The organism is Blautia sp. LMAG:89, from assembly GCF_008679485.1.
GTDB classification, from domain to species: Bacteria; Bacillota; Clostridia; order Lachnospirales; family Lachnospiraceae; genus Blautia_A; species Blautia_A fusiformis.
Window position 1 is genome coordinate 277,674 of sequence record NZ_NANC01000007.1, and the last position, 12,965, is coordinate 290,638.

The 12,965-nt window shown below is 47.7% G+C and carries 10 protein-coding genes; 5 read left to right on the forward strand and 5 right to left on the reverse strand.

All coding sequences use genetic code 11. The annotated features are described in order from the left end of the window. Position 1: 1 nt before the first annotated feature. Positions 2–1,123 (forward strand): glucose-1-phosphate adenylyltransferase subunit GlgD, encoded by a 1,122-nt coding sequence (gene glgD, locus CCC70_RS11000; protein WP_015525715.1) that lies wholly within the window; start codon positions 2–4, stop codon positions 1,121–1,123. 86 nt (positions 1,124–1,209) lie between these two features. Here glgD and CCC70_RS11005 read toward each other — a convergent pair whose 3' ends face one another. Together CCC70_RS11005 and CCC70_RS11010 are read right to left on the reverse strand one after the other, a co-directional pair. Further along, positions 1,210–1,920, reverse strand: a complete 711-nt coding sequence (locus CCC70_RS11005) for a hypothetical protein (RefSeq protein WP_173739926.1) — start codon at positions 1,918–1,920, stop codon at positions 1,210–1,212. A gap of 170 nt (positions 1,921–2,090) precedes the next feature. Next, positions 2,091–3,089 carry an acyltransferase gene (locus tag CCC70_RS11010; RefSeq protein ID WP_287084835.1) on the reverse strand — a complete coding sequence of 333 codons (999 nt, stop codon included), beginning with the start codon at positions 3,087–3,089 and terminating at the stop codon, positions 2,091–2,093. 233 nt (positions 3,090–3,322) lie between these two features. Here CCC70_RS11010 and CCC70_RS11015 point away from each other — a divergent pair, with 233 nt between their 5' ends. From CCC70_RS11015 to rfbD, 4 genes are all read left to right on the forward strand, one after another. Next, on the forward strand, positions 3,323–4,504 hold the full coding sequence (locus tag CCC70_RS11015; RefSeq protein ID WP_173772465.1) for a MerR family transcriptional regulator: 1,182 nt from the start codon (positions 3,323–3,325) through the stop codon (positions 4,502–4,504). A gap of 129 nt (positions 4,505–4,633) precedes the next feature. Then, positions 4,634–5,530: a glucose-1-phosphate thymidylyltransferase RfbA gene (gene rfbA / locus CCC70_RS11020; RefSeq protein WP_015525711.1), complete on the forward strand. Its 897-nt coding sequence runs from the start codon at positions 4,634–4,636 to the stop codon at positions 5,528–5,530. Positions 5,531–5,622: 92 nt separating this feature from the next. After that, the gene (gene rfbB / locus CCC70_RS11025) at positions 5,623–6,657 is read left to right on the forward strand and encodes a dTDP-glucose 4,6-dehydratase (RefSeq protein WP_015525710.1); all 1,035 of its coding nucleotides are present in this window, start codon (positions 5,623–5,625) and stop codon (positions 6,655–6,657) included. Then, positions 6,654–7,586, forward strand: coding sequence for a dTDP-4-dehydrorhamnose reductase (gene rfbD / locus CCC70_RS11030; protein ID WP_092069245.1), 933 nt, complete (start codon positions 6,654–6,656; stop codon positions 7,584–7,586). The genes rfbB and rfbD overlap by 4 nt, the downstream gene beginning before the upstream one ends. Positions 7,587–7,706: 120 nt before the next feature. On the opposite strand, the gene CCC70_RS11035 is transcribed toward rfbD, so the two are convergent. The 3 genes from CCC70_RS11035 to glmM form a co-directional block, all read right to left on the reverse strand. After that, positions 7,707–9,332: an LCP family glycopolymer transferase gene (locus CCC70_RS11035; RefSeq protein ID WP_287084837.1), complete on the reverse strand. Its 1,626-nt coding sequence runs from the start codon at positions 9,330–9,332 to the stop codon at positions 7,707–7,709. A 219-nt stretch (positions 9,333–9,551) separates the two neighbouring features. Next, positions 9,552–11,390: a glutamine--fructose-6-phosphate transaminase (isomerizing) gene (gene glmS / locus CCC70_RS11040; protein WP_092069239.1), complete on the reverse strand. Its 1,839-nt coding sequence runs from the start codon at positions 11,388–11,390 to the stop codon at positions 9,552–9,554. An 80-nt stretch (positions 11,391–11,470) separates the two neighbouring features. Then, positions 11,471–12,859 (reverse strand): phosphoglucosamine mutase, encoded by a 1,389-nt coding sequence (glmM, locus tag CCC70_RS11045; RefSeq protein ID WP_118514940.1) that lies wholly within the window; start codon positions 12,857–12,859, stop codon positions 11,471–11,473. Between the last annotated feature and the right edge of the window lie 106 nt (positions 12,860–12,965).

A 12,965-nucleotide genomic window follows, 5' to 3' on the forward strand; every position in this document is an offset into this window, starting at 1 on the left:
TATGTTTAAAGCATTTGGAATCGTGAATTCCTCAGAAAGAAATATCCATGTGGAGGGGCTTCAGGACTACCGTGCGATCGGCGCCTTTTCATTTCTCGGAAGATATCGTGTCATCGACTTCCCGATCTCAAATATGACCAACAGCGGAATTGAGTACATTCAGGTCTATGTAAAGAACAAACCCCGTTCTCTTGTAGAACATCTCGGAACCGGACGTCACTACAACATCAACTCCAAGAGCGGTAATCTCCAACTCCTCTTTTCAGAGCATTCCGGAGTCAACGATATCTATAACACCGATATCGACAACTACTACTCCAATCTGGAGTGCATCGAAGCAGTTCATTATCCGTATGTTGTTATCGCTCCGAATTACATGATCTACACCACCGACTATTCCAAGCTGATCGATGCCCATATCGAATCCGGTGCAGATGTGACCATGCTTTATCATTCCGTTGATAATGCCAAGGAGAACTATCTGAACTGCCACATCCTGAACCTGAACCGTCAGAAGGGTGTTCTCTCCATTGAGCACAACCACGGCAATGCAAAGAACCGCAACATTTTCATGGATACCTACGTAATGAGCAAGGAGCTTTTCATCAGCCTCATCCATAAGGCAAAAGAGATTTCCTCTCTTTATACCCTTGCAGACGTGATCAATGCCGGCTGCAGAGACGGTGAGCTGGATGTGCGTGGTATATCTCATCGCGGATATTTTGCATCGATCACTGATTTCAAGAGCTATCACGATGCAAATATGGATCTGATCGACTACAAAACTGCAACCGATCTTTTCCATGATAACTGGCCGATCTATACACGCACCAACAACTCCTGTCCAACCCATTATTTTGACACAGCCAATGTTTCCAACTCCGTTATCTCCAACGGCTCCATGATCGAGGGAACTGTAGAGAATTCCATTGTCGGACGTGGCTGTACCATCAAAAAGGGCGCTGTTATCAAGAACTGTGTCGTTCTTGCAGACTGCACCATCGGTGAGAATGTCCATATCGAAAATCTGGTCGTAGACAAGCATGCCAAGATCACACATGCCAAGGAGATCATCCGTCCTGCTGATGAGCCTGGCTACATCAAACGTAACGATACACTGTAATATTCATATATAATAAGGCCTCCGGTTCCTGTGTTACGAACCGGAGGCCTTATTTATCTCTGTACTCAGCTAAGCATATGGATTCATCATTTCAGAACAGACTGGATCCATTTCAACGCATTATCCTTATTCTTCACATTACCCGGAAGGCAGATGCACACCGGATCATATCTCAGGCCAAATTCCTGAGCAACACTACTGCTGCCGTCAAGCTCCAGATGCTGATCATCCACAGCGCCCAGAGACTCAAACACCTCATCTCCAAACGTTTCCCTGAGATCTGCATACATTCCGCTGTCTTTCTCATGTTCATAGAGCTCCTTCGGCATGATCAGGATATCAACGGTAGCACTCTGGATTTCCGTCACATATGCGATCCTGGCATAGTAATCAAAATCCTCTCCTGTCTCGTCCGTCATCAGATTCTGCGCCACACTGACTTCTGCATATTTATCCTCTGTTCCCAGTGTCTTCAGAACATCCTCTTCCACCTTCTCAGAGTCATAATTCCCTGCATTCACCACCGCAATGGAAAGCACCGTCTTCATCTGTGCGTGCCGGTAAATATTCACTCCCAGGCAGACTCCGCCAATGGCAAGAAGCACGCACAGCATATGTATCTTATAATACATCCAGATATACTGAATCTTCTTACCTGTTCCCATTCCCTTCAGTTTCTCTCTTTCGATCCGGCGGCGTTCCTTCTTCGTCAGATCAGTTTCGTTGGGCATCTCCGGATTCAGTACACTCTCATCGTGTCCGTCACTGCCGGCCTCCGCTCTGTTTTGTAAATCCATAAAAATCTCCTTTTTCTTTCATGTCTCAGTATTTTTTACCCTGAAGCGGGATATTCCAGTCGCTTTCCCCGCATCCTCCGGGTGGGTGCTGTGACTTATCAATAAAGGATATTTTAGCATATTTTGGTACAAAATCACAGCGCATAAATATGAAAATACCATAAACTCTTCTATTTCCGGCAGATCCTCATTCCATATCCATACATTACCGCCACAGCAGTCACAAAAACACAGACCATCACCGGTCTCATCCACAGATATAAAAGATTTTTCTCAATTCCTGCTGCCACAGCCACATCCTTCAGGATATCAGCCACACAGAGATGGAACAGATAAATAAAAAATGCATATTTCTGACCGATGGCTGCCGGAAGCTCGGGCACTTTCCGATTCTTTCCCATGATCGCAATGAGAAAAAGACCAACAGCCATAAATACTGAACCCAGAAACAATTCCAGTTTGCCAAAATACCTGTATTCCAGCAGACTTACGATCCCGCCGCCAGCTGCCATGCCATACAAAAGAAGCACTTTTTTTCCGGCAAACCAGGCTTCCAGCTTTTCCTGATGTCTGTGTATCAGATGTCCCAACATAAAGAACGGAAATCCGGTAAACAAATAGTTCCTGAACTGCATAACACGGAAATGCTTTTCCGGGAACAGGAATGTCGAAAATTCCTCCATTCCGAAATGGATCAGAAGAAGCACCGGTATCAGAACATATGCCTGCTTACAAATCCGGAATCTTGCTGCCAGGGCAAAAAGAAGATAACAATAGAGCAGTGCCGGGAGAAACCACAGATGCCATTTCACCTGAGAGCTGTTATTATATAGAAGAAACTGGCGGATATGTTCCCCCGAAACCAGGGCTTCCAGCCATTCCTTCTGGCTTGCTCCGTCGATGTGGTTCTGGATCAGCTCCCACAGACAGCAGACCGGAAATGCCACAAGCATCAGCTTCAGAACATGCCGGATCTTTTTTCCGGTTCTTATAAATTCCGTATCATCGCCACGGAAACAAAAATATCCGGATACCATAAAAAACACAGGTACTGCAAATCTGGCAAGTACATTGGCTATAATTCCGGCATTTCCCGGAAAATGGACATGAAGAAGCACAACTGCATAAGCACAGATCGCCTTTACCACATCCAGAGTACGGTTTCGCATAAAAATTACTCCTTTTTTATCGAACGCTTATCCCGGAAATATGATTCCGGGGTTTCCTTTTTTTCGAAACGATATACTAGCAAACCAGCAGAATTTTGTCAATGTTGTTTTTCTCCTGTACAGTTTGCTCTTATACGTTTTACTCTTGTACAGCTTCCGGATCTGAATTATAATTCTTTTATGACTTCTATGACAGGATGTTTGTTATTTCCTCAGAAAGGATTCTATTTTTTATGAAAAAAGACGGCTACTATTCTTCCGGCGAATTTGCACGCATGGCACATGTAACTCTGCGTACTGTCCGCTATTATGATAAACAGGATATCCTGAAACCCTCTCTCGTCACCGAATCCGGCGCACGTTTTTATACAGACGAAGATTTTGCAAGGCTTCAGCAGATCCTCCTTCTGAAATATCTGGGCTTTTCCCTGGATGACATCCGTGAAATGACCATCGGTGATTCCGATTATCATTTCATGCTGAATTCTCTGAATATCCAGCTTCGTCTGGTCCGTGACCGAATCGAACAAATGCAGCTGGTGGAAAAAGCGATCCAGGATACCGCACAGGTGATAAATGAACAGCACACCATTGACTGGAGCCAGATGCTGAACCTGATCCACCTGACCGGCATGGAAAAAAGCCTCAAGAATCAGTATCAGAATGCCACCAACATTTCCTCCAGGATCAACCTCCACAGCCTGTACTCCCAGAACAAACAGGGATGGTTTCCCTGGATCTTTGAACAGTGCCGGATCTCACCCGGTCTTCGTATTCTGGAGCTGGGTTGCGGAGACGGAACGTTATGGACCGACAACCTTTCCCTTCTGCCGGAGGATATCTCCATCACACTTTCCGATATTTCCAGCGGTATGCTCCGCGATGCCAGACGAGCCATCGGTTCCTCGGATACCCGGTTTGCATTCCGGGCCTTTGACTGCAGAAAAATCCCCTGCAAGGACGAAAGCTTTGATCTGGTGATCGCCAATCACGTGCTTTTTTACTGCGATGATATTCCCTCCGTCCTGAAAGAAGTTCGCCGTGTCCTCGCTCCCGGCGGGAGATTTCTCTGCAGCGCTTACGGAAAGGCACATATGCAGGAGGTCAGCCAGCTGGTGCAGGATTTTGATGAACGGATCGTGCTTTCCGCAGACCGGCTTTATGAGCGGTTCGGACGTGAAAACGGCCAGAGTATCCTTGCGCCTTTTTTCCCAAAGGCTCAGTGGCTTTCTTATGAAGACTGCCTTCTGGTCCAGGATGCGGAGCCGCTGATCTCCTACGTCCTCTCCTGCCACGGCAACCAGAATCAGTATATATTGGACCGTTACAAGGAATTCCGGGCCTACACCGCCAGAAAAACTGCCAAAGGATTCCGCATTACCAAGGATGCCGGCGTATTTCTTTGTGAAAAATAGCCAAAAATAAAAAATATGAAAAAAGCTCTTGAAGGTGACCTTGCGTCACCTTTTATAATACAGTTACAGTAACAAAGTTATGTGCAGGCACGACTTATGCTGCACATCATCACGCAAAGGAGAAAACATATGAAAGGAATTATTTTAGCCGGAGGCTCCGGAACACGTCTTTACCCGCTTACCATGGTGACCTCCAAACAGCTTCTGCCGATCTTTGACAAACCGATGATCTACTATCCTATGTCTGTTCTTATGAACGCAGGCATCCGTGATATCCTGATCATCTCCACCCCGCAGGATACCCCGAGATTTGAGGAGCTTCTCGGTGACGGCCATCAGTTCGGTGTCAACCTTACCTACGCTGTACAGCCAAGCCCGGACGGACTTGCCCAGGCATTTATCATCGGTGAGGAATTCATCGGCAACGACACCGTATGTATGGTCCTTGGTGACAACATTTTCGCAGGACATGGCCTCAAAAAGCGCCTGAAAGCTGCTGTAGACAACGCAGAAACAGGCAAAGGTGCCACTGTTTTCGGATACTATGTAGATGATCCGGAGCGTTTCGGCATCGTGGAATTCGACCAGAACGGAAAAGCAGTTTCCATTGAAGAGAAACCGGAAAAGCCCAAAAGCAACTACTGTGTAACCGGTCTCTACTTCTACGACAACAAGGTTGTAGAGTACGCAAAAAATCTGAAGCCAAGCGCAAGAGGCGAGCTTGAGATCACAGACCTGAACCGTATCTACCTTGAGAAGGGACAGCTGAACGTTGAGCTTCTGGGCCAGGGCTTCACATGGCTGGATACCGGTACACACGAAAGCCTTGTAGAGGCAACCAACTTCGTAAAAACCATGGAGCAGCATCAGCACCGCAAGATCGCATGCCTTGAGGAGATTGCTTACTTAAACGGCTGGATCACAAAGGAGGACGTGCTCAAGGTTTACGAAATCCTTAAGAAAAACCAGTATGGCCAGTATCTCAAGGATGTTCTGGACGGAAAATATCTGGACGCGCTTCACTAAGCCGATCTGATTTTCCGACACTGAATTTACCTGCGGACTCCGTTTCGACGGAATCCGCATAAGATCAATCATTTATATAAAGGAGATTTTTTATGACAATCATCGTTACCGGCGGCGCCGGATTTATCGGAAGCAACTTTATTTTTCATATGATGGAGGCTCATCCGGATTACCGTATCGTATGCCTGGACTGCCTGACCTATGCCGGAAACCTTTCCACTCTTGCACCGGTCATGGACAAACCGAACTTCCGCTTTGTAAAGGAAAGCATCACAGACCGTGACGCTGTTTACAAGCTTTTCGAGGAGGAGCATCCTGACATCGTGGTAAACTTCGCAGCTGAGAGCCACGTAGACCGTTCCATCGAAAACCCGGAAGTATTCCTTGACACCAACATCAAGGGTACTGCTGTTCTCATGGATGCCTGCCGTAAATACGGAATCCAGCGTTATCATCAGGTTTCCACAGACGAGGTTTACGGAGATCTTCCACTTGACAGACCGGACCTCTTCTTCACAGAGGAAACTCCGATCCATACAAGCAGCCCGTACAGCTCCTCCAAAGCAGGTGCTGACCTTCTTGTTCTCGCATACCACAGAACCTACGGCCTGCCTGTGACCATCAGCCGCTGCTCCAACAACTACGGCCCGTATCACTTCCCGGAAAAGCTGATCCCGCTGATGATCGCCAACGCTCTGAACGACAAACCACTCCCGGTTTACGGAAAGGGTGAAAATGTCCGCGACTGGCTCTATGTTGAGGATCACTGCCGTGCCATCGACCTGATCATCCACAAAGGACGTGTAGGCGAGGTTTACAATGTAGGCGGACATAACGAGATGAAAAACATCGATATCGTAAAACTGATTTGCAAGGAGCTTGGCAAACCGGAAAGCCTGATCACACATGTAGCAGACCGTAAAGGCCATGACATGCGCTACGCTATCGACCCGACCAAGATCCACAACGAGCTTGGATGGCTTCCTGAAACAAAATTCGCAGACGGAATCAAAAAGACCATCAAATGGTACCTTGACAACAAGGAATGGTGGGAAACCATCATCTCCGGTGAGTATCAGAACTACTACGAAAAAATGTATGGAAACCGCGAGGAGGTTAAAGCATGAGATTTTTCGTAACAGGTGTTGGCGGCCAGCTTGGCCATGACGTAATGAATGAACTGTCCGGCCGTGGACATGAAGGCGTAGGAAGTGACATTGCTCCTTCCTACAGCGGCATCGCTGATGGTACTCCTGTTACCACCATGCCTTATGTGCAGCTTGATATCACAGATAAAGAAGCGGTAGCAAAAACCATCCGTGAGGTAAAGCCTGATGCAGTGGTACACTGTGCCGCATGGACAGCCGTAGACGCTGCAGAGGACGAGGAAAACCGTGAAAAGGTACGTCTTGTCAATGTTGTAGGAACACAGAACATTGCGGACATCTGCAAGGAGCTTGGCATCAAGATGATGTATATTTCCACAGACTACGTTTTTGACGGCCAGGGAACCACACCATGGGATCCGGACTGCAAGGACTACGCTCCACAGAACGTATACGGTCAGACCAAGCTTGACGGTGAACTGGCAGTATCCGGCACTGTAGATAAATTCTTTATCGTACGTATTGCATGGGTATTCGGCAAAAACGGCAAAAACTTTATCCGTACCATGGTAAATCTGGGAAAAACCCATGACAAGCTTACCGTAGTCAGTGACCAGATTGGAACTCCGACCTACACCTACGACCTTGCACGTCTTCTGGTAGACATGGTCGAGACAGAGAAATACGGCTACTATCACGCAACCAACGAAGGCGGCTTCATCAGCTGGTATGATTTCACTAAAGAGATCTTCCGCCAGGCTGCTGCCCTCGGCCACAAGGAATACGAAAAAGTAGAGGTATCTCCTGTCACAACTGCAGAGTACGGCGTTTCCAAGGCTGTACGTCCATTCAACAGCCGCCTGGATAAATCCAAGCTTGTAAAAAACGGCTTCCAGCCACTTCCAACATGGCAGGATGCCCTGGAAAGATATCTGAAAGAGATCCTGTAAAAAAAAATCCATCGGTGATCGCCGGTGGATTTTTTTCGTTCTGTTTCTCATGAAAAAACAGCCGGTGGAAAGCTTTACGCTTTCCCGGCTGTTCTTATGCTAAAATTTAATAATTTTATCTTACTGCTGTGCAACAGTTCCGTCTGCTGCCTGGGCATCTGCTGTGCCATCCTGTGTGGCATCTGCAGTCTCACCCTGCGCTTCTGCTGTACTTCCCTCTGCAGCTGCCTGTGCATCATTATCTGTAGCTGCTGCCGCTGATGTTGCACTGTCTGCCTCCTCCTGGGAAACAGTCTCTCCGTCACGAACCTTCTTCATCATGGCCTCCGCCTTCTGAACGGTAGACTCATCCGGGATCATAACGTAAGCCTTCTGGCTCATAGAATACGGCTTCTGTGTGTCACCGGTACCATTTACACTGTAGCTTACGATGTTCCAGTCACCGCCGTTGTTCAGCTGCTGCTGGAGCAGTCTGGCGATCTCCTCGTAGGAGATATTGGTCTCAAAGCATCCCTGGATGCTGGAAAGAACGGAAGAATAATTCTTCAGAAGCTCCGGTGAAAGAGCCTTGTTGATCACACCCTTGATCACTGCCATCTGGTTCTTGCCACGCTGACGGTCGCCCTCTTTAAAGGCATAACGCTCACGGCTGAATACCAGAGCCTGCTCACCGTTCAGGTAGTTTTCTCCCTGATTGAAGTGATATCCTGTCTCATTCTTGGAATCAAAGTCATAGTCAGAATAAACAGTAACTCCGCCAAGCGCATTGATCAGCTGCTCAAATCCCGCAAAGTTGATACGGAAATAATAGTTGATATCCTCATTATAAAGCATTCCCAGAGTATCCATACATACATTGATACCATAGATACCTGCATGTGTCAGCTTATCTCTCTGTCCGCCTGAAATAGAAAGCGGTACAAAATAATCACGAGGTGTGGAAACCAGAAGCACCTGTCTGGTAGCTGTATTTACCGTAGCAATGATATTGGAATCGCTTCGGCTCTTTGCAACAAGGCCGCTGCGGCTGTCGATACCACTGATAAAGATGGTATATATAGAACCGTCATTGGTATTCTCTTCAGCCTTCGCCTCTGTCTCCTGGGGCTCAATGGTCGTCTCCACCTTCTTCACAGTCAGCTCTTTGATCCTGGAAGAAATATCAGAATATCCATCCATCTCTTCAATAACGCTTAAATATGCGCTGTTCAGCACGATCGCACCTGTCTGTCCGTTCAGAAGACCGTCAACCAGCTCTGTAAGTCCTGCATACTCCTGGACCTGCACAGTCTTGCCTGTCTCGGAATCCACCTCCTGGATAGCCTTGTCCGAATTGGCTCTGTCAAGATCTGTCAGCACACCATACACATAATCTGCTGTAGCCTCTATGGAATCTGCAGAATCATCTGCACGGACATAAATGCCGACCTCCGTAACCTCTGTGTTCACACCGGAAATCCCTGCCAGTGTGGAATGTGTCTTATAAACATACATACTTCCGAGAATGAATACTGCTGCAAAGACTGCTGCCAGGATCACTCCCACTACAAATCTTATCTTACCATCCGTACTCCATACAAGCGCTCCGACGATCACGATCAGAACCAGCATTACCAGTCCGATCACTGCAATGAACTTCGTCGGGATCACCTTCATATTCAGAAGCATGACCGCAAATACGATCGCTGTGATCAGAACCACAAGCGTCACGATCAGCCCTGGGATATGTTTTCCCATTTTTCTCATATGCAATCCTCCATTTTTGCTGGTACAGAAAATATTCTATATGGACACTCTCTGTACAGATTCAAATATCCTAATCATTTTACGCTTTTTTACTGATAAAAGCAAGAAATATCGTAAATCGCCAAATGCAAAAACAGTTCCGTGATATCATGATCCTTTTATGCTCTCACGATGTCACGGAACTGCCGCTAAAATGTTCCTTCTGTAAAATGGATCTCCTTATTCCACGGTAACACTCTTGGCAAGATTTCTCGGCTTATCCACATCCAGACCTTTATTTACACTGACATAGTAACCCAGAAGCTGCAGCGGGATCACTGCCAGAGAAGTTGCAAAATGCGGATCTGTTTTCGGGATATAAACCGTAAAATCTGCAGTATCCTCGATATTATAGTTTCCAAACGTAGTAAGCCCCATCAGATACGCCCCACGGCTTCTGCACTCCACCATGTTGCTGACTGTTTTCTCATAAAGCTCCGGCTGTGTCAGGACACCGATCACAAGGGTGCCGTCCTCGATCAGGGAAATGGTGCCATGCTTCAGCTCGCCAGCCGCATACGCCTCAGAATGGATGTAGCTGATTTCCTTCATCTTAAGGCTGCCCTCAAGGCTGATGGCATAATCGATCCCTCTTCCGATAAAAAAGATATCCTTTGCATTGGCCTGCTTGGAGGCAAACCACTGAAGCCTTTCCTTATCCTCAATGATCCTGCCGATCTTGTCCGGAAGTGTCTTCAGTTCCTTAATGTAGGACTCACACTGCTCCTCTGAGATCTTTCCGCGGACCAGTGCCATCTGCAATGCCAGCACATAGGAAGCGATCAGCTGTGTACTGTACGCCTTGGTGGTAGCGACCGAGATCTCCGGTCCTGCAAGTGTGTAGAATACATGATCCGCCTCTCTTGCAATGGAAGAGCCAACCACATTGACAATAGCCAGTGTGCGGATCCCCTTCTCCTTACATTCCCGAAGTGCAGCCAGACTGTCCGCAGTCTCACCGGACTGACTGATGATCACTGCCAGGCCATCAGGATCCAGAAGCGGCTTCCGGTAACGGAACTCCGAAGCTAGCTCCACACGCACCGGAAGACCTGCCAGATCCTCGATCACATACTGTGCAGCCATTCCCACATGATAAGCAGAGCCACAGGCCACGATATAAACCTGGCTGATGCTGCGGATCCTCTCATCATCCAGACCGATCTCTGTCAGATCCAGCTTGTCCTCCCGGATAACGGAATTCAGTGTATCTGCAACTGCTTTCGGCTGCTCATGGATCTCCTTCATCATGAAATGCTCAAAACCGGCTTTCTCCGCTGCCTCTGCATCCCACTCAATGATCTTAGGCTCCTTCTCGATCTCCTCACCATCCAGATTGTAAAAAGTGATCTCACCCGGTTTCACACATGCCAGCTCCAGATTTCCGATATAATAAACATTTCTTGTATACTTCAGGATCGCAGGAACATCCGATGCGATATAGGATTCTCCATTCTCCACACCCAGGATCATAGGGCTGTCTTTTCTCGCTACAAAGATCTCTTCCGGATAATCACGGAACATCATTGCCAGCGCATAGGAACCACGGATACGCACCATGGCATGACGCACTGCCTCAACCGGAGATCCGCCGTATTTCTGGTAGTAATAATCCACCAGCTTCACAGCAACCTCCGTATCTGTGGAAGAATAAAAAGAATATCCCCTGCGGAGAAGCTTCTCCTTCAGCTCCTGGTAATTCTCGATAATGCCGTTATGCACAGCTGCCACATTTCCGTTATCACTGACATGAGGATGGGCATTGACCTCTGATGGTTCTCCGTGAGTTGCCCAGCGGGTATGACCGATTCCGCACATACCCGGAACAGATTCACCTGCGTTTGTTTTCTCCAGAAGGACCTTCAGACGGCCCTTCGCCTTAATGATCTCGATATCCTTTTCCCCGTCACGCACTGCGATGCCGGCGGAATCATATCCTCTGTATTCCAGTTTGGAAAGCCCGTCCAGAAGGATGGGTGCTGCCTGATGCCTGCCTGTAAAACCTACAATTCCACACATGATTTTTTCTCCTCTTATTGCATTTTTATATTCTTCTGACTGCTCCGTTCTTCAGACACCTGCGGTCTGCATCCAGGACATCACTCTGCCACATGCCCCTTCTTACGGACAATCTCAACCACCTGATCCACATATTTTCTGCAAAGCTCCTCACTCTCTGCCTCTACCATAACACGGAGCAGGGGTTCTGTGCCGGATTCTCTCACCAGGATCCTTCCGGTGTCTCCAAGCGCCTCAGCCACACTCTCTACTGCTGCCTGCACATCCACATCTGCCTGCGCCGCTGCCTTGTCATGGACACGCACATTCTCAAGAACCTGAGGATAGATCGCCAGATCAGCGGTAAGCTCACTGAGTTTTTTCTTCCTTGCCATTATAACTTCCATCATCTTCAGACTTGTAAGGATGCCATCCCCGGTAGATGCATACTTGGAAAAAATAATGTGCCCGGACTGCTCACCACCAATACGGCAGCCATTCTGCATCATATATTCATAAACGTATTTATCCCCTACTGCCGTCTTCGCATAATCGATATCAAGAGCATCAAAAGCCTTGTAAAGGCCAAAATTGGACATTACCGTGGTTACAACCGTATTGGTGAGAAGCTTTCCGCGCTCCTTCATGTAACGACCGTACACATAGAGGATCGCATCTCCGCTGACCACATTTCCCTTCTCATCCACACAGAGACAGCGGTCCGCATCTCCGTCGTAGGCAAAGCCAACATCCAGCCCCTTCTCCACTACAAGCTTCTGGAGACCCTCGATATGGGTGGAACCGGCATTGTTATTGATATTGGTACCATCCGGCTCAGCATTGATCACATAAGTCTTCGCTCCCAGCGCATCAAAAACCGCCTTTGCGATATTCCATGCACTTCCGTTGGCACAGTCCAGACCAATTCTCATTCCCTTAAAGGAATATACTCCCAGGGAGATCAGATATCCTATGTAACGGTTCCGGCCTGCCGAATAATCCACCGTCCTGCCGATCTCACCGCCCTTTGTAAAAGGAATCTCATGCCATTTCTGTCCAAACAGCTGAAGACGGTCATCCAGATAATCCTCCACCAGCGCGATGATCTCCTCTTCCATCTTCTCACCCTGGCCATTGATCAGCTTGATCCCGTTATCATAATAGGGATTATGGCTGGCAGAGATCATGATACCACAGTCAAAGCCATCGGTACGGGCAACATAAGCCACAGACGGCGTTGTTGTCACGTGGAGAAGATAAGCATCCGCTCCGGACGCCACCAGTCCGCCAACCAGCGAATACTCAAACATATAGCTGGAACGTCGGGTATCCTTGCCGATCACGATCCTGGCCGCAGCCGTCTCCCCGGCCCTCCTGCGCAGTTCATTATAATACCATCCCAGAAAACGCCCGATCTTAAATGCATGATCCGCCGTCAACGAAACACCCGCTTCTCCACGGAAGCCATCTGTACCAAAATATTTTCCCATTTCTAGCTCTCCTTTGTGTGTTAATATTTATAACTTATCTTATATATTGATGTGACATACAGATCGATCAGAATTCCTTCTGCCATTTCTGTATGCACATCCATAA

What these genes read in the sequence shown, in the direction of transcription:
- glmM (WP_118514940.1), bottom strand. Translation starts at nt 12,859, where the DNA reads ATGGGAAAATATTTTGGTACAGATGGCTTCCGTGGAGAAGCGGGTGTT.
- rfbA (WP_015525711.1), top strand. Translation starts at nt 4,634, where the DNA reads ATGAAAGGAATTATTTTAGCCGGAGGCTCCGGAACACGTCTTTACCCG.
- CCC70_RS11015 (WP_173772465.1), top strand. Translation starts at nt 3,323, where the DNA reads ATGAAAAAAGACGGCTACTATTCTTCCGGCGAATTTGCACGCATGGCA.
- CCC70_RS11005 (WP_173739926.1), bottom strand. Translation starts at nt 1,920, where the DNA reads ATGGATTTACAAAACAGAGCGGAGGCCGGCAGTGACGGACACGATGAG.
- glmS (WP_092069239.1), bottom strand. Translation starts at nt 11,390, where the DNA reads ATGTGTGGAATTGTAGGTTTTACAGGCAGGCATCAGGCAGCACCCATC.
- rfbD (WP_092069245.1), top strand. Translation starts at nt 6,654, where the DNA reads ATGAGATTTTTCGTAACAGGTGTTGGCGGCCAGCTTGGCCATGACGTA.
- CCC70_RS11010 (WP_287084835.1), bottom strand. Translation starts at nt 3,089, where the DNA reads ATGCGAAACCGTACTCTGGATGTGGTAAAGGCGATCTGTGCTTATGCA.
- CCC70_RS11035 (WP_287084837.1), bottom strand. Translation starts at nt 9,332, where the DNA reads ATGAGAAAAATGGGAAAACATATCCCAGGGCTGATCGTGACGCTTGTG.
- rfbB (WP_015525710.1), top strand. Translation starts at nt 5,623, where the DNA reads ATGACAATCATCGTTACCGGCGGCGCCGGATTTATCGGAAGCAACTTT.
- glgD (WP_015525715.1), top strand. Translation starts at nt 2, where the DNA reads ATGTTTAAAGCATTTGGAATCGTGAATTCCTCAGAAAGAAATATCCAT.